The organism is Mesorhizobium shangrilense (assembly GCF_028826155.1).
Taxonomy (GTDB): Bacteria; Pseudomonadota; Alphaproteobacteria; order Rhizobiales; family Rhizobiaceae; genus Arvimicrobium; species Arvimicrobium flavum.
The window spans coordinates 3,703,114-3,720,313 of the sequence record NZ_JAQGPN010000001.1 but is presented as its reverse complement, the minus strand read 5'-3'; the positions used below and the strand labels follow the sequence as shown (position 1 = coordinate 3,720,313).

At 64.7% G+C, this 17,200-nt stretch carries 16 protein-coding genes; 9 read left to right on the top strand and 7 right to left on the bottom strand.

Annotation, left to right across the window (positions count from 1 at the left end; all coding sequences use genetic code 11):
• Nucleotides 1-102: 102 nt before the first annotated feature.
• Together PD284_RS18020 and PD284_RS18015 are read right to left on the bottom strand one after the other, a co-directional pair.
• A complete protein-coding gene (locus PD284_RS18020; RefSeq protein WP_274629534.1) occupies nucleotides 103-969 on the bottom strand; it encodes an HpcH/HpaI aldolase/citrate lyase family protein in 867 nt (288 codons plus the stop codon).
• Nucleotide 970: 1 nt separating this feature from the next.
• Nucleotides 971-1,423 carry a MaoC family dehydratase gene (locus tag PD284_RS18015; protein ID WP_274629533.1) on the bottom strand — a complete coding sequence of 151 codons (453 nt, stop codon included), beginning with the start codon at nucleotides 1,421-1,423 and terminating at the stop codon, nucleotides 971-973.
• Nucleotides 1,424-1,569: 146 nt separating this feature from the next.
• On the opposite strand from PD284_RS18015, the gene PD284_RS18010 reads away from it, so the two are divergent.
• A complete protein-coding gene (locus PD284_RS18010) occupies nucleotides 1,570-2,691 on the top strand; it encodes a DUF2336 domain-containing protein (RefSeq protein ID WP_274629532.1) in 1,122 nt (373 codons plus the stop codon).
• Between the two features lie 6 nt (nucleotides 2,692-2,697).
• Here PD284_RS18010 and PD284_RS18005 read toward each other — a convergent pair whose 3' ends face one another.
• Entirely contained in the window at nucleotides 2,698-3,435 is a 738-nt protein-coding gene (locus PD284_RS18005) for an alpha/beta hydrolase (RefSeq protein WP_274629531.1), read from the bottom strand.
• Nucleotides 3,436-3,528: 93 nt separating this feature from the next.
• Entirely contained in the window at nucleotides 3,529-5,586 is a 2,058-nt protein-coding gene (gene parE, locus PD284_RS18000) for a DNA topoisomerase IV subunit B (RefSeq protein ID WP_274629530.1), read from the bottom strand.
• A 229-nt stretch (nucleotides 5,587-5,815) separates the two neighbouring features.
• Here parE and cpaB point away from each other — a divergent pair, with 229 nt between their 5' ends.
• The 8 genes from cpaB to PD284_RS17960 all read left to right on the top strand — a co-directional run bounded on the left by cpaB (nucleotide 5,816) and on the right by PD284_RS17960 (nucleotide 13,645).
• Nucleotides 5,816-6,772 (top strand): Flp pilus assembly protein CpaB, encoded by a 957-nt coding sequence (cpaB, locus tag PD284_RS17995; protein ID WP_274629529.1) that lies wholly within the window; start codon nucleotides 5,816-5,818, stop codon nucleotides 6,770-6,772.
• 34 nt (nucleotides 6,773-6,806) lie between these two features.
• Nucleotides 6,807-8,234: a type II and III secretion system protein family protein gene (locus PD284_RS17990; protein ID WP_274629528.1), complete on the top strand. Its 1,428-nt coding sequence runs from the start codon at nucleotides 6,807-6,809 to the stop codon at nucleotides 8,232-8,234.
• A gap of 1 nt (nucleotide 8,235) precedes the next feature.
• The gene (locus PD284_RS17985) at nucleotides 8,236-8,508 is read left to right on the top strand and encodes a hypothetical protein (RefSeq protein WP_274629527.1); all 273 of its coding nucleotides are present in this window, start codon (nucleotides 8,236-8,238) and stop codon (nucleotides 8,506-8,508) included.
• A 9-nt stretch (nucleotides 8,509-8,517) separates the two neighbouring features.
• Entirely contained in the window at nucleotides 8,518-9,726 is a 1,209-nt protein-coding gene (locus PD284_RS17980; protein WP_274629526.1) for an AAA family ATPase, read from the top strand.
• Complete coding sequence (locus PD284_RS17975) at nucleotides 9,723-11,129, top strand: CpaF family protein (protein WP_274629525.1); 1,407 nt, start codon at nucleotides 9,723-9,725, stop codon at nucleotides 11,127-11,129. The genes PD284_RS17980 and PD284_RS17975 overlap by 4 nt, the downstream gene beginning before the upstream one ends.
• An 8-nt stretch (nucleotides 11,130-11,137) precedes the next feature.
• Complete coding sequence (locus tag PD284_RS17970) at nucleotides 11,138-12,094, top strand: type II secretion system F family protein (protein WP_274629524.1); 957 nt, start codon at nucleotides 11,138-11,140, stop codon at nucleotides 12,092-12,094.
• A gap of 3 nt (nucleotides 12,095-12,097) precedes the next feature.
• A complete protein-coding gene (locus tag PD284_RS17965; protein ID WP_274629523.1) occupies nucleotides 12,098-13,066 on the top strand; it encodes a type II secretion system F family protein in 969 nt (322 codons plus the stop codon).
• A 111-nt stretch (nucleotides 13,067-13,177) separates the two neighbouring features.
• A complete protein-coding gene (locus tag PD284_RS17960) occupies nucleotides 13,178-13,645 on the top strand; it encodes a tetratricopeptide repeat protein (RefSeq protein WP_274629522.1) in 468 nt (155 codons plus the stop codon).
• A gap of 8 nt (nucleotides 13,646-13,653) precedes the next feature.
• Here the strand turns inward: PD284_RS17960 and PD284_RS17955 are convergent, their stop codons facing one another.
• The 3 genes from PD284_RS17955 to gcvP form a co-directional block, all read right to left on the bottom strand.
• A complete protein-coding gene (locus PD284_RS17955; protein ID WP_274629521.1) occupies nucleotides 13,654-13,995 on the bottom strand; it encodes an addiction module antidote protein in 342 nt (113 codons plus the stop codon).
• A 2-nt stretch (nucleotides 13,996-13,997) separates the two neighbouring features.
• Nucleotides 13,998-14,294 carry a type II toxin-antitoxin system RelE/ParE family toxin gene (locus PD284_RS17950; protein ID WP_274629520.1) on the bottom strand — a complete coding sequence of 99 codons (297 nt, stop codon included), beginning with the start codon at nucleotides 14,292-14,294 and terminating at the stop codon, nucleotides 13,998-14,000.
• A 93-nt stretch (nucleotides 14,295-14,387) separates the two neighbouring features.
• Nucleotides 14,388-17,195: an aminomethyl-transferring glycine dehydrogenase gene (gcvP, locus tag PD284_RS17945; RefSeq protein WP_274629519.1), complete on the bottom strand. Its 2,808-nt coding sequence runs from the start codon at nucleotides 17,193-17,195 to the stop codon at nucleotides 14,388-14,390.
• Nucleotides 17,196-17,200 lie beyond the last annotated feature (5 nt).

Below are 17,200 nucleotides of genomic sequence, written 5' to 3'. Positions count from 1 at the left end.
AAATCGATCGCGTGACTCTGAATTCACGCGATCCGATCTAAGCTCTTGTTGTGAAGGATGTTTTTACTTCCAAATCCGCTGCGCGGGTTCGGGAGTGGTGCGTCAGGTTTTGCGCGCCCGGGCCAGCAGCCGCTCCGCCAGTCTCAGGTGAGGGCGGTCGTACATCTTGCCGTCAATCGCGACGACGCCGGGATTGCCCGCCGAACGGAACGCCTCGACGACGGCCGCTGACTGCGCGACCGCATCCGCCGACGGCGTGAACACCTCGTTGATGATCGCAACCTGCGCGGGGTGGATCGCCATCTTCGCGGTGAAGCCGTCGCGCTCGGCGGCGATGCATTCGGAGCGGAACGCCGCCTCGTTGCGAAAGTCGGGGAAGACGGTGTCGATTGCGGCGACGTCTGAGGCCGATGCGGCAAGCAGCGTCAGGGCGCGCGCCAGCCGGAAGACGTCCGTATAGGCGCCCGCCTCATCGCGCGCCGTCCGTGCGCCGATGGAAGCCGAAAGATCCTCGGCGCCCCAGGTGAGGCCGGCAATCCGGGCCTGCGGACGATAGGTCGATGCGGCGAGCACCGAAGCGGCGGTTTCCGTGATGAGCGGGATGATGAGGGTAGCCCCGTCCGCGATGCCGTTCTCGGCCTCATGAACCCGCAGCTTGGCGGACAGTTGCTCCACGTCCTGACCGCCGCTGCATTTCGGCAGCATGATGCCGTCAGGCCGTGTCGACATGATCCCCTTCAGGTCGAGGTCGATCTCGCCGGAGTTCAGCTCGTTTACGCGGACATAGATGCGACCGGTCGCGCCGCCGCGGTTCGCGTCGATGAACTCCCGGGCGATCTGGCGCGCCGAAACCTTGTTTGCGGGCGCTACGGAGTCCTCGAGATCGACGATCACGACGTCCGTTTCGGACTGGAAGCCCTTCGCCAGCTTCTTCTCGGAATCGCCGGGGACGAACAGCAGCGAACGCATGTCACGCCCCCTTCTTCTTGACCATGGTCTGCCGCAGGCAGCGCGCCACCAGCACCCCGTTCTGGTTGAACGCCCGGTGCTCCATCTCGACGATGCCGCGATCGTCCTTCGACTTAGATTCGCGCACCGATTTGATCTCGGTCTCGACGCTGATGGTGTCGCCGTGGAAGACGGGATGCGGGAAAACGGTTTCCGTCATGCCCAGATTGGCGACGATCGTGCCGACGGTCGTGTCGTTGACGGAGATGCCGATCATCAGCCCGAGCGTGAAGAGCGAGTTCACCAGTGGCTTGCCCCACTCGCTTTGGGCCGCGGCCTCGAAATCGATGTGCAGCGGTTGCGTGTTCAGCGTCATGACCGAGAAGAGCATGTTGTCGCTCTCCGTCACCGTCTTGCGGAGCGGATGCTTGATCACCTGACCGACGATGAATTCCTCTAGGTAAAGACCCGGCATCGACACCTCCCTTGACGCTCGCGTCTGATATGCGGCGCCAGCCTCGTGCGCAAGGCGTTGCGTCAGGTTAACGGATATGGTGAACCGTTCGTAAACCTATTCCCCGCTAGTCTCGCCCTCAGGGTAGGCCGGCAGGGCTTGGGCGGATGGTGATCGAGCATCTCTTGAAATGGATGCGCACGGCGCGCGTGGCGGAGCGGGTGGCCGCGGCAAGTGCGCTGGCGCGCACGTTCAACGATCGAGACCTCTCGTTCGAGGACCGCTGTGCGGCGGAGGCGGCGCTGACGCTGCTTCTCGACGATCCTTCACCGAAGGTGAGGGCGGCTATCGCCGATGCGCTCTCCATGAGCCGGCGCGCACCCCTCCAGATCGTCAGCGCCCTGGCGGCCGACCAGCCGGATGTCGCCGCGATGATCATCGGGCGTTCGCCTCTCCTGACCGACGCCGACCTCGTCGAGCGCGTGTGCAGCGGCGATCCCGCCATCCAGCTTCTCGTCGCGCGCCGACCGTTGGTGTCGCTTCAGGTGTCTGCCGCCATCGCGGAGGTCGCCGAGGTCTGCGCCTGCGTTGCGCTCGTCGGAAACTCTGGCGGCAAGGTCGCGGCAATCAGCTTCCGGCGCATGATCGAGCGGCATGGGGACAATGCCGATCTGAGAGACGCGATACTCAAGCGTCCCGATCTGCCCTCCGACTGCCGGCACATGCTGCTTGTACGCGTGGGCGAGGCCTTCAAGACTTCGCCCCTGCTGCTGAAGCTGGTCGGCCCTCAGCGGGCCGAGCGGATCACGCGGGAAGCGTGCGCCAAGGCATCACTGACCCTGATCGACGGCGCCCGCCCGGACGAGTTGGGCGCGCTGGTCGAGCATCTGCGGCTGTCCGGAGAGTTGAGCGCCAGCTTCGTCATCCGGGCCATCGCGCATGGCAAGATCGATTTCTTCGGCGCGGTCATGATCGCCCTGAGCGGCCAGACGGAAAGCCGGGTCCGCACGCTTTTGGCCCGCGGCAACGACGTCGCCGTTTCGGCGCTGATGCGCGCCGCGGGACTTGCGGAGGGGATCCATCGCGTCATCCTGACCGCCCTGAAGATCTGGCGCGAAGTCGCCAACGGTAAGCGCGTGGCGGGTGCGCAAGAGGTGTCGTGGACGATGCTGAAGGAGGTGGGAGGGCAGGGCGCCGAGGGCGAACTGGCCGGCCTGCTCAAGTCGATCCACATTGAGGCCCTGCGCGACAATGCGCGCGGTCATGCGCTGGCGATCGCCGCGGCCTGAGGCGCGCTACCTCTCCCGGCCCTTGACGGCATCGGCAAAGCCGACGACCTCGTCGACCAGTTGGGCGCTCCAGACATCGTTGTGCCCACGCCCGCTCATCAGGACGAATTTCTTGGGCTCCGATGCAAGATCGAAGAGAGCTCGCCCGGAACTGGCGGGGATCACGTCGTCCAACTCGCCGTGGAGGAAGAGCTTGGGCGCGGAGACTTGCCCGATCCAAAGGTCGGATCGGAAGCTGTCCTTGATGAGCGGGGCGACCGGCAGATAGGGATAGTGGCTCCCCGCAGCGGCGAGGATGGACGCGTACGGAGAAACCAGCACCATCGCAAAAACGTCGCGCTCGGCGGCGACATGCACCCCGACGCCCGAGCCCAGCGATCGACCGAGAATTGCGACCGGTGTCCCCGGATGCGTGGTCTTCAGCCAATCGAAGGCCGCGACGCCATCTTCGAGGAGGCCGGCCTCCGTTGGCGACCCGGTCGAGCCCGGATAGCCGCGAAAGGCAACGGCCAGCATTCCATATCCGCGCGCCCCAAGCGCATCGGCCAGGAAACCGTAGGCTGCGATGTCGTCGCCGTTCCCGTGCAGGTACAGGAACGTGGCCTTGGCGTTTGCGGGCGATTGGTAGAGCGCCGCGAGCGTCTCACCGTCGGAGGTTGCGATGCTCACCCGGCTGCCCCAGGGCGCGACCGCCGGCGGGGGCGTGAAGCCGCCGGCGCCGGGATAAAGCAGGGTGCGCTGCATGGCGTACACCATCGCGACGAACGCTACATAGCCCAGCGCGGCCGAGGCCAGGATCGTCTTGACGAGGGTCCAGATCTCAGCCGCCTCGCATGATCAGATATCCAGGGCCTCTGCGGCCGCGAATTCCGCTCGTTCCTGGATGAAGCGGAAGCGCAACTCCGGCTTGGTTCCCATCAGTGCATCGACAGCTCCCTTGGTGCCCTCGGGGTCGGTCTCGTCAACTTCGACGCGGAGCAGCGTGCGCTTCTTCGGGTCCATGGTGGTTTCTTTGAGCTGGCTCGCCATCATCTCGCCAAGGCCCTTGAAACGGCCGATCTCCACCTTGCCCCGACCGGTGAACTCGGTCTGGAGCAGTTCGTCCTTGTGGGCGTCGTCGCGCGCATACATGGTCTTGCCGCCCTGGCTGATGCGGTAGAGCGGCGGCACCGCCATGTAGAGATGGCCGCCCCGCACGAGTTGCGGCATTTCCTGATAGAAGAACGTGATCAGCAGCGAAGCGATGTGGGCGCCATCGACGTCGGCGTCGGTCATGATGATCACGCGGTCGTAGCGCAGATCCTCTTCCCGGTATTTTGAGCGGGTGCCGCAGCCGAGCGCCTGGATCAGGTCCGAAATCAGCTGGTTGGCGGCGAGCTTGTCTGCGCCCGCGCTGGCGACGTTCAGGATCTTGCCGCGCAAAGGCAGTATCGCCTGGGATTGCCGGTCGCGCGCCTGCTTGGCCGAGCCGCCGGCGGAATCGCCTTCCACGATGAAGATCTCGGCTCCCGCCGCCGCATTCTGGGTGCAGTCGGCCAGCTTGCCCGGCAGCCGCAGCTTGCGGACCGCCGATTTGCGGCTGACCTCCTTCTCCTGGCGTCGCCGGAGGCGCTCGTCGGCGCGGGCGATCACCCAGTCGAGCAGCTTCGAGGCTTCCTGCGGATTGTCTGCGAGCCAGTGGTCGAACGGGTCGCGAATGGCGCTCTCGACGATGCGCTGCGCCTCGATGGTCGCCAGGCGGTCCTTGGTCTGGCCGACGAATTCCGGCTCGCGGATGAATACCGAGAGCATGCCGGCGGCCGAGATCATCACGTCCTCGCTGGTGATGATCGAGGCCCGCTTGTTGCCGGTGAGGTCGGCATAGGCGCGCAGGCCGCGCATGAGGACGTTACGGAAGCCGGTCTCGTGCGTGCCGCCTTCGCCGGTGGGGATGGTGTTGCAGTACGAGTGGACGAACCCGTCGCCGCCGTACCAGGTGACCGCCCATTCGACCGAGCCGTGGCCGCCCTGTTTCTCGCTCTTGCCGGCGAATGCCTCGCGCGTCACCTGGAACTCGTCGCCGAGCGAGGCGAGCAGATAGTCCTTGAGACCGCCCGGAAAATGGAATTCCGCCTTGGCGGGCGTGGTGTCTTTCTCCCGGGTCAGGGACGGATCGCACGACCACCGGATGTTGACGCCGCCGAACAGATACGCCTTCGAGCGCGCCATTCGGTAGAGACGGGCCGGCTCGAATGCCGCTCCCTTGAAGATCTCGGCGTCCGGATGGAAGCGCACCCTCGTGCCGCGCCGGTTGTGCACGTCGCCGAGCAGTTCGAGCTTGCCCTGGGGGAGGCCGCGCGAAAAACGCTGGCGATAGAGCTGGCGGCCGCGGGCCACCTCCACCTCGAGGAAATCCGACAGCGCATTGACGACCGACACGCCGACGCCGTGCAGGCCGCCGGACGTCTCGTAGACCTTGGAGTCGAATTTTCCGCCGGAATGCAGCGTTGTCATGATGACTTCGAGCGCCGACTTGTCCTTGAACTTCGGGTGGGGATCGACCGGAATGCCGCGCCCGTTGTCGGTGACCGTGAGATAGCCCTGGGCGTCGAGGTCAACGTCGATGAAGGTCGCGTGGCCGGCCACCGCCTCGTCCATCGCATTGTCGATGACTTCGGCGAAGAGATGGTGCAGCGCCTTCTCGTCGGTTCCGCCGATATACATGCCCGGGCGGCGGCGCACCGGCTCCAATCCTTCGAGAACCTCGATGTCGGCGGCGCTATAGCTGTCGCTGGCGTCCTTGGGAGCCTGGCTCTTGCGCGTGGCCTGCACCAGGGGATCGGACGGCTTCAGCGCCGTGCGCGCCGACTTGGGCTGGCGCTCCAGATTGGCGAAGAGATCGTCGTTGCTATCCATGGCTAGATCTTGTCTCGGGTTGGGTGGCTCCCGCCTGGCCACCCTTATTGCGTTCAGTCCGTCGGAGTTCGCGTTCTGTTCTATTCAATGATTCGCGGTAGAGGCAACAGTTCGATAACCACGACTTCCAATATGACACCAGATGCACCCCCAAAGATTCCTGAAGTTTTAACAATGGGCACTAGTCTGGCCGAATAAGAACAGGGCGGCGAGCAAGGACTCGGGGGCTGTGAAGCGCAAGATCATAACGATGATCGGCATTGCCGCGGTGATGGGGGCTGTCTCCATCTTCGCGGCGGATGCATGGATCAAGAATGCGGCGGATGCAAGGGCTCGAGCCCTGGCCGACAACGCCCCGAAGGGGGCCGGGCCCGCCGTGGATTTCAACAAGATCGTGGTCGCCAAGCAACCGCTGCGCTTCGGCATGCCGCTGGATGCGGCGCAGTTGTCGGAGATTCCGTGGCCGCAGGAAGCGCTGCCGCAGGGCGCCTTTGCTTCCATTGAAGGGCTTTTGGCCGAGGGCTCGCGCGTGGTGCTGTCTCCCATCGAGCCGAACGAGCCGGTGCTGCTGGCAAAGCTCTCCGGGCCGAACGGACGCGCCACGCTGTCGAACTTGCTGACCCCTGGCATGCGGGCGGTTACCGTCCAGACCGACGAGATCGCCGGCGTCGGAGGCTTCATCACCCCCGGCGACCGTGTCGACGTCGTGCTGACGCGCGACGCCGGCGCGATCCAGGAGGTGGAGGGCAACGCGCATGGCGCGGCCGGCTCGACCATCACGAGCGAAGTTGTCGTCGAGAACGTCAAGGTGCTGTCGGTGGGGCAGGGCGCAGACGAGCGCCAGACGACGCCCCAGATCGCCGACTCGCTGACGATCGAGGTGACGACCGACGGCGCCCAGAAGATCGCGCTCGCCCGCAAGGTTGGCAGCCTCTCGCTGACCTTACGCTCGAGCGCCGAAACGGAAGCTCTGGAGTCCGGCATTACGACGATCTCGGCCTTCGGCGGCTCGGTTGCCTCCAGCGCTGTCGAGAAAGTCAGCGAGATGTTCACCTCGTCGACAGGGGAGCCGGAGGGGCCGAAGCACACCACCGTGATCGTGACGCGCGCGCTGCAGTCGCAGCCCTACCAGGTCATCGTGCCGGCGAAGGCTGAAGCCAAGAAGGCGGCGGGGGCCGCCGAATAGGGAACGGCTCGGGGCCGTAATTGGGGACCAATCCATGGGCGGGTTTTGCAGGACGTTGACGGCGCCGACCGTACGCAACAGGCTTGTTGCGCTCGTAGCGGCGGTTATGCTCGTCGCAGGCGGGCTCGCGCCGGCGTCGGCGGCGGACGGTGTGATCCGCATTTCGTCGACCAAGCCAGCGTCGGTGAAGATCGCTAGGGGCAAGCCGCGTACGATCAAGACCGATGTGCCGTTCTACGAGATCGTCATCGGCGATCCCGAGATCGCGAACGTCAACCCGTTGACCGACCGCTCCTTCTACGTACTCGGCAACAACCTGGGCACGACCGGCATCGCGCTATTCGACCAGAACAAGCAGTTGGTCGGCACGGTGGACGTCGAGGTGACGCTGGACACGGAGCGGCTGGCGAGCACCATCCGCGACACCGTGCCAGGCGCCGATATCAAGGTGAAGTCCGCCAATGGGCGGCTCGTGCTGTCCGGCGAGGCGCAGGATGCCGTGGCTGCCGAGAAGGCGCAGAAAATCGCTTCGGAATTCTCCGGTGAGGAGAACGTCATCAACTCCGTCAATATCTCCTCGTCGCAGCAGGTCCAGCTGAACGTGCGCTTCGTCGAGGTCAACCGGGACGTCGCCCGCGAACTCGGCACCAAGATCACGGCCGCGTATGCGGGGCACAACGGCGGCGTCATCATCAATTCGGATCCGAAGGGCCCGGTGTCACCGACACCCGCCGGGCAGATAATCGGCGGCCTGATCTCGGGCGGTTGGTCGATCGACGTTGCGATCAAGGCGCTGGAGGATCGTGGCGTCGCCCGGCGTCTGGCCGAACCGAACCTGATCGCGCGCTCCGGCGAAAAGGCGAGCTTCCTCGCCGGCGGCGAGTTCCCGATTCCGGTGTCGGAAGAGGACAACCGGGTCACCGTCACCTACAAGAAGTTCGGCATCAGCCTCGATTTCATGCCGACAGTGCTGAGTGACGGACTGATCAGCCTCGACATCGAGCCGGAGGTGTCGTCGGTCGATCCGTCCTCTTCGTACCAGGTCGGCAACATCTCCATTCCGGGCTTCATCGTGCGCCGCGCCAGCACCTCGGTCGACCTGAAGAGCGGCCAGAGCTTCATGGTCGCCGGTCTTCTGCAGAGCGAGAACCATCTCGGCAACCAGCGGGTGCCCGGTCTAGGCCAGATGCCGGTTCTTGGGGCCCTGTTCTCCTCGAAGGCCTATGAGCGGCGCGAGACCGAGCTGGTGATGATCGTGACGCCGTATCTGGTGAAGCCGATCGACCCCTCGAGGCGGGCCGTCACGCCCGCCGATCAGCTGGCTCCGGCCAACGATGCGGACTTCTTCCTCGGCAATGTCGAGGAGGTGAAGGTCTCCGAGGCCAACCGCGCCGTTGCGGCAGCGAACCGGCGGGCGGCTGCGCCTACGTCCGGTCACTTCCTCGAACTCGCGGAGCAATGAGATGAAGCGATTGGCCCTCTTGGCGATCGCAGCCCTGGCAGGCGGCTGCACAAGCGACCAGACGATGCGGATGGACGGCGTCACCCTGGGCGCCGGCGAGGCCGTCGCAGCGAACACGGTGATGCAAATGGTGGACCCTTGGCAGCCGGGCGTCGAGGACACCGAGCTTCTCGTGCCGGCGCAGCGTGCCGCCGCCGCCGTACAGGGCCAGATATCAGGCGAGGTATCCGGCTCCGACAGCGGCCGCTCCACGTCGGCGACGGTCGTGGAGTAGGGAGGGATCATGGCCGGCCTGTCCACAGGGAGCATAGCGCTCGTCTCTACCGACAAGACGTTCGTGCAGGACACGCGCGCCGCGTTCTCGTCGTCCGACAAGATCCAGCTCCTCACCATAGAGAAGCCGATCGCCGAGCTGCGCGGAGAGATCCACGACGCTGAATGCGGGGCATTGATCATCGATCTCGACGCTTCAAAGCTCGAGCACATAGAGGCGCTGCAGCGGCTCGTCCGGAGGCTCGAGGGTCGCACGCCGATCGTCGTCGTCACGCAGGAATTCAATGCCGCGGCGGTGCGCATCCTCGTGCAGCTTCAGATCGCGGATTTCCTGATCAAGCCTCTCACCACCGCCGACCTTGTCCGCTCGTGCCTGCGCGCGCTGCAGGGGCCCGGCCGCGACGAGAACAGGGAATCCGAGATTTCCACCTTCATGCCGGCGGCCGGCGGCGTCGGCACCACGACGCTGGCGCTCCAGACGGCGTTTCAGCTGCACAATTCCGTCTCGCGCGGCGCATCGACCTGCGTCGTCGACCTGAACTTCCAGCAGGGCGTCTGCGCCGAATATCTCGATCTGGAGCCGCGCTTCGACATCACCGAGATCGAGAACCAGCCGGAGCGGCTGGACCGGCAGTTGCTGGACGTCATGCTCTCCAAGCACGAGAGCGGGCTCTGCGTTCTTGCTGCGCCGACAAGGCCGTCGGACATGCGCACGTTCAACACCGACGTGGTGGTGCGCATGCTCGACCTTGTTTCCGCCTATTTCGACAACGTCGTCATCGACATGCCGCGCACCTGGTTCCCGTGGACGGAGACCGTGTTGCTCGGCTCGAACAGGCTCTACATCGTCGCCGAAATGACGGTGCCCTGCCTCAGGCACACCCAGCGCCTGATCCAGGCGATCTACGAAACGGTGGGCAAGGAAGTAAAACCCAACGTCATCGTCAATCGCTTCGAGCAGAAGATGTTCGAGAACGGCATCAAGCAGGCGGATGTTCAGGCCATTCTCGGCGAGCACTTCGTGGGCGGCATTTCGAACAACTACAAGCTTGTTCGCGAGGCGGTGGACCGCGGCGTGCCGCTGCAGAAGATCGACCCGAACGCGAACGTGATCGCCGACCTGAAAAAGATCATCCTGCCCGAGGAAGTCGAAGCGCAGGCGCAGAAGTCTCGTTCGCTCTTCGCCTTCGGGCGCGGCCTGCTGAGGAAGACCGCATGATGTCGCGTTTCTCCACCTTGCAGAAGCGGGCTGTCGCGCCGGCGCACGCGCCGGAACCGGCCGCCGCGCCGCCGGTGGTCATCCCGTCGACGCGCCAGGCCGCGCCGAGGCCGGAGACGCCAGGCAACGCCAAGACGAACCGCGTGCTCGATGCACGCGACCGCATCCACCGCATGCTGATCGAGGAGATCAACCTCATTGCGCTGGAGCGCCTGCCCAAGGACGAGATGCGCAGACAGGTCCATGACTTCGTATCGGAGAAGATCCGCGAGGAGCGGATGGCCATCAACGTCGCGGAGCTCGACTCGCTGGTCGATGACATCGTCGACGAGATGGTGGGATTGGGCCCGCTGGAGCCGTTGCTCAAGGACCCGGACATCGCCGACATTCTCATCAACGGCCACCGCAGCTGCTTTATCGAGAAGAAGGGCAAGCTGACGCAGGTGCAGATTCCCTTCAAGGACGAGGCGCATCTGCTGCGCATCATCAACAAGATCGTCGCCGCGGTCGGCCGCCGCGTGGACGAATCGCAGCCCATGGTCGACGCGCGCATGGCGGACGGCTCGCGCTTCAACGCCGCCATCCGCCCGATCGGCGTCGACGGGCCGCTGGTCTCCATCCGAAAGTTCTCCAAGCACAAGCTCGGCCTCAACCAGTTGGTGGAATTCGGAGCCCTGACGCAGAACATGGCCGAGGTGCTGGCGGCAGCCGTTCATGCCCGCAAGACAACCATCATCTCGGGCGGCACGGGCACCGGCAAGACCACGATGCTGAACGCGCTCTCGGCCTTCATTCCCGAGGACGAGCGGCTCATCACCATCGAGGATGCGGCGGAACTGCAGCTTCAGCAGCCGCACGTGGCCCGCATGGAGACGCGTCCCGCCAATGTGGAGGGGCAGGGCGAACTCAAGCAGCGCGACCTGGTCAAGAACGCGCTGCGCATGCGCCCCGACCGCGTCATCCTCGGCGAATGCCGCGGCGAGGAGGCCTTCGATATGCTCCAGGCCATGAACACCGGCCATGAGGGCTCCATGGCGACCATTCACGCGAACACGCCGCGCGACGCGATCGCCCGCCTCGAGCAGATGCTCGGCATGACCGGAATGCCGATGACTGTGCAGTCGATCCGCAGCCAGATCTCCAGCGCGCTCGACATCATCGTCCAGCTGACGCGCCTCTCGGACGGCAAGCGCAAGGTGACCAGCGTCGCCGAGGTGACCGGCATGGAGGGCGACGTCATCCAGATGCAGGAGATCTTCCGCTTCGTCCGTACCGGCATGGAGGCCGACGGAAAGATCCTCGGGTACTTTGAAGCCACCGGCCTGCGCCCGCGGTTCCTGGAGGACCTGCGCGCCATGGGTATCGAGTTCCCAGGCAAGTATTTCGAACCGGGCAAGCCGTAGGCGAGATCATGGGTAACGGTCTCTTCGTCATCTACGCCGCTGTCGGCCTCACCGCGATCATGATCGCGGAGGCGGTCTATCTGCTTGTCTCCAGCAGCGCCGACCGGCGTGAGGCGATCAACCGGCGCATGAAGCTCCAGGAAAAGAGCCTCACGCAGGAACAGGTGCTGATCCAGCTGCGCAAGGAGAGGGGTCTCGACGGCAGTCGATCGATCTTCTCGCCTGCCGGCTTCCGCGCCTTGCGAACGCAATCGGGGCTGACGACGCCGCTCCCGCAGTTCCTGCTGAAGACGTCGGGCGTGGCCCTTGCGGTCGTAGTTCTCGCGACCTGGAAGGGCCTGTCGACGGCTTATGCGGCGGCCGCCTTTCCCGTGCTTTGCTTCGTCTTCCCGCTCATGGCAATGAAGTATCTCCTCAAACGCCGCCACAAGATGTTCGGCATGCAGCTGCCGGAGGCTATTGAGCTGATCACCCGCGGCCTGAAGGCGGGGCATCCGGTGCCGGTGGCGATCGCTATGGTGGCGCGCGAAATGCCGGACCCGATCGGCACAGAATTCGGCGTCATCGCCGACGAGGTGACTTATGGCTCTGACCTGGTCTCGGCGCTGCAAAACCTGTTCGAGCGCGTCGGCCACGAGGATCTGCCGCTGTTCGTCACGGCGGTCTCGATCCAGAGCACCACCGGAGGCAACCTGCGCGAGATACTGGACGGCCTGGCGACGGTCATCCGGGAGCGCGGCAAGCTGCGCCGCAAGGTACGCGCCATTTCGACGGAAGGCCGCATGTCTGCCTACATCCTGACCGCGGTGCCGGCGCTCCTCTTTGCCGCGATCACCGTGCTGATGCCGAACTACTACGCGGACATCTGGGACGAACCTCTGACCTGGTATCTCCTGATCAGCTCGATCGCGTGGCTGATGCTGGGCAACGCCATGATGTTCAAGATGGCCAATTTCAGGTTCTAGGCAATGGAAACCCTGGTCGCCCTCGTTTCCTCTTCGGCCGCCTCGACGCTGATGCTGCCGATTGCCGTGCTGATGCTACTTGCCGGCGGCGTCGTCCTGGCGTGGCCCCTGCTGGCCGGGGGCGAGGCGCGCAACGAAGTGAAGCGGCGGCTCAAGCTCGAGGAGATAAAGGCGGCCGCGAAGGCCGAGCCGACCCCGGAAAAGTCCGGCGCCGCAATGGTGCACGAGCGGGCGCTGAAGACCACGCAGGAGTTCTATTCCAAGAGTGACCCGGAGAACGTGGCCCGACTGAGGATGAAGCTCATCCAGGCCGGCTACATGAATCCGAACGCCGTGGGCAACTACTTCCTCATCCGTTTCGCGATGTTCTTCGGCCTTGCGCTCGCCGCTTTCCTGCTGGAGCGCTGGCTGGGCCGTGACGCCTCGACGATGAGCCGCTGGACCTTCGTCGTCATGGCCGGCGGCGCCGGCTATTTCGCGACCGGTCTGGTCCTCGCCGGACGCATCCGCTCCAAAGTGCGTGAATACCGCAACGGCTTTCCGGACTTCATGGATCTGATGATCGTCTGTTCGGACGCCGGCATGAGCATGGAGGCTGGCATCGAGCGTGTGTCGAAGGAACTGGCGCTGACCTATCCCTCGCTCAGCCAGAACCTGCAGCTCGTCTCGCTCGAGCTCCGCGCGGGCCGCCGCCTGGACGATGCGCTGAGATCATTGTCGGAGCGGCTGAACCTTGATGAGGTCCGCTCTTTCGCGACGCTGCTGCAGCAGTCGAGGGAACTCGGCACCAGTCTCTCGGGAGCGTTGCGCGTGTTCTCGGACGAGATGCGCCACAAGCGCATGTCGCTCGCCGAGGAGAAGGCTCATGCGCTGCCGGCGAAGATGTCGGTGCCGGTCACGGTATGTATTCTTCCGGTCGTCCTGATGATCGCGATCATCCCGATCATCGTGAAGCTCAACATGCTCGAATAGTCTTGCCTCGGACAGATAAAATTAAGCGAAATTCCTGACCGAAGTTTAATGCCTCCCTGCTATCGTCCTTGATGAAAGCACCCGGGAAAACGGGGCAAGTGGGACAGGGACATGCGCAAGATCTTTTCGGCCCTAGTGGCAGCGGCTGCGGTCGCCTTCTTGTCGGCCTGTACGACGAGCGGGGTCGACACGACCGAAACGACCTCGATCAGGCACACCGCCAGGGACATCAGCGCCACCGACCTCGACAAGGGCAAGGCGCAGTTCCGCGACGCCAACTACGGCCTGGCCGAGAAGCATTTCCGCAAGGCTGTCGAATTGCGCGCGTCGAATGCCGAGGCGTGGATGGGGCTGGCGGCCTCCTATGACGAACTCGGACGCTTCGACTTTGCCGACCGCGCCTACGATCAACTTCTGAAAGTCGCCGGCCGCAAGCCGCAGGTCATCAACAACATGGGCTATTCCCAGCTGCTGCGCGGCAACAGGACCAAGGCCAAGGAACTGTTGCTCGAAGCCCGCAGCGGCATGTCTGACACCACCGTCGTCGACGCCAACCTTGCCCTCCTGGCAAAGAGTTGAATGAGGCGCTAGCTGGACTTTCCGGAATGGTGCGCTTCAGCGGAGGCATCGGCATCTGGCGTGGGGCCGACCGGGCGGATGGAAATACGAAGGCCCATCGCTTGAAGCACCTTCATGATGGTTGAGAACTCGGGATTCCCCGTTCCGCTCAGAGCTTTGTAGAGACTTTCTCGCGAAAGATTGGCGCTCCTTGCGATGTCGGTCATTCCGCGCGCCCGCGCAACGTCGCCGATCGCGGCGGCGAGAAGCTGAGGATCGCCTTCCTCCAAAACGGCGTCCAGATATGCGGCAATCGCGTCGTCGTCGTCCAGATACTCAACGACATCCCAGCGTTCCGTTTTCAATGCCATCTTCAATCCCGCAACAGTGAGGCGAGGGACCGCGCGTTCGCAATGTCCCGGTTCTGGGTCCGCTTGTCGCCGCCACAGAGCAACACGACAATTGTTCCTTCCCGATTGACAAAATACACGCGATAGCCGGGACCATAGTCGATCCTCAATTCGTGAATGCCACCGCCAAGAGATTTCGTGTCGCCGAGGTTCCCGAGCGACAAACGGCGTATCCGGGCGTTGATGCGAGCACGCGCATTGAGATCGCGAAGCTCGGCGAACCAGGCGTCATACGCAGCGGTTCGCCGAACTTCGATCACTATCTGTAGCCTATCGGATACATGCGATCAATGATCTGCAGTCTCCGATGCAATCGAACCACTTCGTTGGGGCGAAAATGTCGGTTCACGAGCCTACTCCGCCGCGCCGAGATAATCCGACATCGGCGGGCAGGCGCAGACGAGGTTGCGGTCGCCGGCCACGTTGTCGATGCGCGAGACCGGCGGCCAGTACTTGACCATGGTAACGCCATCGCCGGCGGGATAGGCCGCCTCCAGGCGCGAGTACGGATGCTTCCACTCTGCGGCAAGCGCCTCGGCTGCCGTATGCGGCGCGTTGACGAGCGGGTTGTCCTCCTTCGGCCAGTCGCCCCTGGCGACGCGGTCGACCTCGCGGGCGATCAGGATCATCGCGTCGCAGAAGCGATCGAGCTCGCGCTTCGGCTCGGATTCCGTCGGCTCGACCATCAGCGTGCCGGCGACCGGCCACGACATGGTCGGCGCGTGGAAGCCGTAGTCGATCAGGCGCTTGGCGACGTCCTCGACGCTGATGCCGCCGCGCTCCTTGAACACGCGTGTGTCGAGGATGCACTCATGCGCCACGCGGCCCTGCTTGCCGCTGTAGAGCACGGGGTAGTGCGCGCTGAGCTTGGTGGCGATGTAGTTGGCGTTGAGGATCGCGATCTCCGTCGCCTGCTTGAGGCCCGCTGCGCCCATCATGCGGATGTACATCCACGTGATCGGCAGGATCGACGCGCTGCCGAAGGGGGCAGCCGAGACGGCGTGGTCGCTGCCTTCAGCCTCATGGCCCGGGATGTACGGCGCCAGGTGCTTTTTGACGCCGATCGGGCCGACGCCCGGACCGCCGCCTCCGTGCGGGATGCAGAAGGTCTTGTGCAGGTTCATGTGGCAGACGTCGCCGCCGAGGTCGCCCAACCGGGCCAGACCGACCAGGGCGTTGAGGTTGGCGCCGTCGAGATAGACCTGCCCACCGTGGTCATGGATCACCTTGCAGATCTCGCGGACACCTTCCTCGAACACGCCGTGCGTCGAGGGGTAGGTCATCATCAGGGCGGCAAGGTCGTCCGCATGTTCCGCGGCCTTGGCCTTTAGGTCCTCGACGTCGACATCGCCCGCATCGGTGCACTTGACCACGACGACCCGCATGCCGGCCATGGCGGCGCTGGCGGGATTGGTGCCGTGAGCGGAGGAGGGGATCAGGCAGATGTCGCGCGCCGCATCGCCACGCGCCTGGTGATAGCGGCGAATGGCGAGCAGGCCGGCGAACTCGCCCTGGCTGCCGGCATTGGGCTGCAGCGAGACTGCATCGAAGCCCGTGATCTCGCCCAGCCATTCCTCGAGGTCGGCAATCATCGACCTGTAGCCCTTCGAATGTGCCTTGGGCGAGAAGGGGTGGAGGTTCGCGATGCTCGGCCAGCTGACCGGCATCATCTTCGCCGCTGCATTGAGCTTCATGGTGCAGGAGCCGAGGGGGATCATGGTCCGGTCGAGCGCCAGGTCCTTGTCCGCCAGCCGGCGCAGGAAGCGCATCATGTCGGTTTCCGAGCGGTTCTCGTGGAAAACCGGCTGCGTCATGAACTCCTTGCCGCGCACCGAGCCGGGAGTGGTCCTGGTGACCTCGGCGGGCGTCTTGGCGTCAAACAGCGCGGCGACCGCCTGAAGGTCCTCTTCGGTGGAAGCCTCGTCGAAGCTGATGCCGATCCGGTCTTCGTCGATGAGACGCAGCAGCCGTCCGTTCTTTTCCGCCGCGGCCGCGATGTCCTTCGCCTTGCCCTTGACGGTCACGGTCACCGTGTCGAAACGGTGATTTCCATCGACTTTCACGCCGGCCGCGCGCAGGCCCGCGGCGAGACGCTCCGCAAGCGCGTGCACTTGCCGCGCGATCGCCTTCAGCGCCTCAGGGCCGTGCCAGATCGCGTATGACACCGCCATGTTGGCGAGCAGCGCCTGCGCGGTGCAGATGTTGGAGGTGGCCTTGTCTCGGCGGATGTGCTGTTCGCGGGTCTGCAGGGCCAGGCGATAGCCGGGACGCCCGTGGGCGTCGACCGACTGGCCCACAAGACGGCCGGGCATCAGCCGCGTCAGCTTCTCGGAAACCGCGCAATAGGCGGCGTGCGGGCCGCCAAAACCCATCGGCACGCCGAAACGCTGCATGGAGCCGCAGGCGATGTCCGCCCCGAGCTTGGCGGGCGAATCCGAAATGGTCAGCGCAAGCGGATCGGCGACGAAGATCACCAGCGCGCCCGCGGCCTTGGCTTTCTGGATGAGGTCTGCATGGTTGCCATAGACGCCGAACGTATCCGGCCACGAAACGACCAGCGCCGCGGTGTCCTCGGTGATCTCGTTGCCGTCGACCGTGATGCCGAGCGGTTCGGCGCGCGTGCGCGCGACGTCGAGCGTCTGCGGGTGGAGCGCTCCGGCAAGCGCAATCTGCGTGCGCTTCTCGCGATGATGCCGGAACGCGATGCCGATCGCCTCGGCGACGGCGGTTGCCTCATCGAGCAGCGAAGCGGACGCGACGGGCAGCCCGGTCAGTTCCGCGATCAGCGTCTGGAAGTGGAACAGCAGCTCCAGCCGGCCCTGGCTGATCTCGGCCTGGTAAGGCGTATAGGCCGTGTACCAGGCGGGGTTCTCGAACAGATTTCGCTGGATGACCGGCGGAACCAGGGTGCCGTGGTAGCCTGCGCCCACAAAGCTCTTGAGAACGACATTGTCTGCCATCTTGGCGGAAAGCTCCGCGAGGGCCTGATGTTCGGTCGACGGCTCGGGCAGCCGCAGCGGCCGGTCGAGCCGGATCGACTTTGGCACCGTCTGCGAGATCAGCGTCTCGACCGATGGAACGCCGAGCGTGGCCAGCATCGACCTGAGGTCGCTCGGACGCGGGCCGATGTGGCGCGAAAAGAAAGGCAGAATGTCGCTCATGATGT

Excerpts from the sequence above, each read along its gene's own strand:
- PD284_RS17970 (WP_274629524.1), top strand. The coding sequence starts at position 11,138 with ATGGGTAACGGTCTCTTCGTCATCTACGCCGCTGTCGGCCTCACCGCG.
- PD284_RS18015 (WP_274629533.1), bottom strand. The coding sequence starts at position 1,423 with ATGCCGGGTCTTTACCTAGAGGAATTCATCGTCGGTCAGGTGATCAAG.
- PD284_RS17980 (WP_274629526.1), top strand. The coding sequence starts at position 8,518 with ATGGCCGGCCTGTCCACAGGGAGCATAGCGCTCGTCTCTACCGACAAG.
- PD284_RS17990 (WP_274629528.1), top strand. The coding sequence starts at position 6,807 with ATGGGCGGGTTTTGCAGGACGTTGACGGCGCCGACCGTACGCAACAGG.
- PD284_RS18005 (WP_274629531.1), bottom strand. The coding sequence starts at position 3,435 with ATGCAGCGCACCCTGCTTTATCCCGGCGCCGGCGGCTTCACGCCCCCG.
- PD284_RS17965 (WP_274629523.1), top strand. The coding sequence starts at position 12,098 with ATGGAAACCCTGGTCGCCCTCGTTTCCTCTTCGGCCGCCTCGACGCTG.
- PD284_RS17985 (WP_274629527.1), top strand. The coding sequence starts at position 8,236 with ATGAAGCGATTGGCCCTCTTGGCGATCGCAGCCCTGGCAGGCGGCTGC.
- PD284_RS17955 (WP_274629521.1), bottom strand. The coding sequence starts at position 13,995 with ATGGCATTGAAAACGGAACGCTGGGATGTCGTTGAGTATCTGGACGAC.
- PD284_RS17960 (WP_274629522.1), top strand. The coding sequence starts at position 13,178 with ATGCGCAAGATCTTTTCGGCCCTAGTGGCAGCGGCTGCGGTCGCCTTC.
- gcvP (WP_274629519.1), bottom strand. The coding sequence starts at position 17,195 with ATGAGCGACATTCTGCCTTTCTTTTCGCGCCACATCGGCCCGCGTCCG.
- PD284_RS18020 (WP_274629534.1), bottom strand. The coding sequence starts at position 969 with ATGCGTTCGCTGCTGTTCGTCCCCGGCGATTCCGAGAAGAAGCTGGCG.
- PD284_RS17975 (WP_274629525.1), top strand. The coding sequence starts at position 9,723 with ATGATGTCGCGTTTCTCCACCTTGCAGAAGCGGGCTGTCGCGCCGGCG.
- parE (WP_274629530.1), bottom strand. The coding sequence starts at position 5,586 with ATGGATAGCAACGACGATCTCTTCGCCAATCTGGAGCGCCAGCCCAAG.
- PD284_RS18010 (WP_274629532.1), top strand. The coding sequence starts at position 1,570 with ATGGTGATCGAGCATCTCTTGAAATGGATGCGCACGGCGCGCGTGGCG.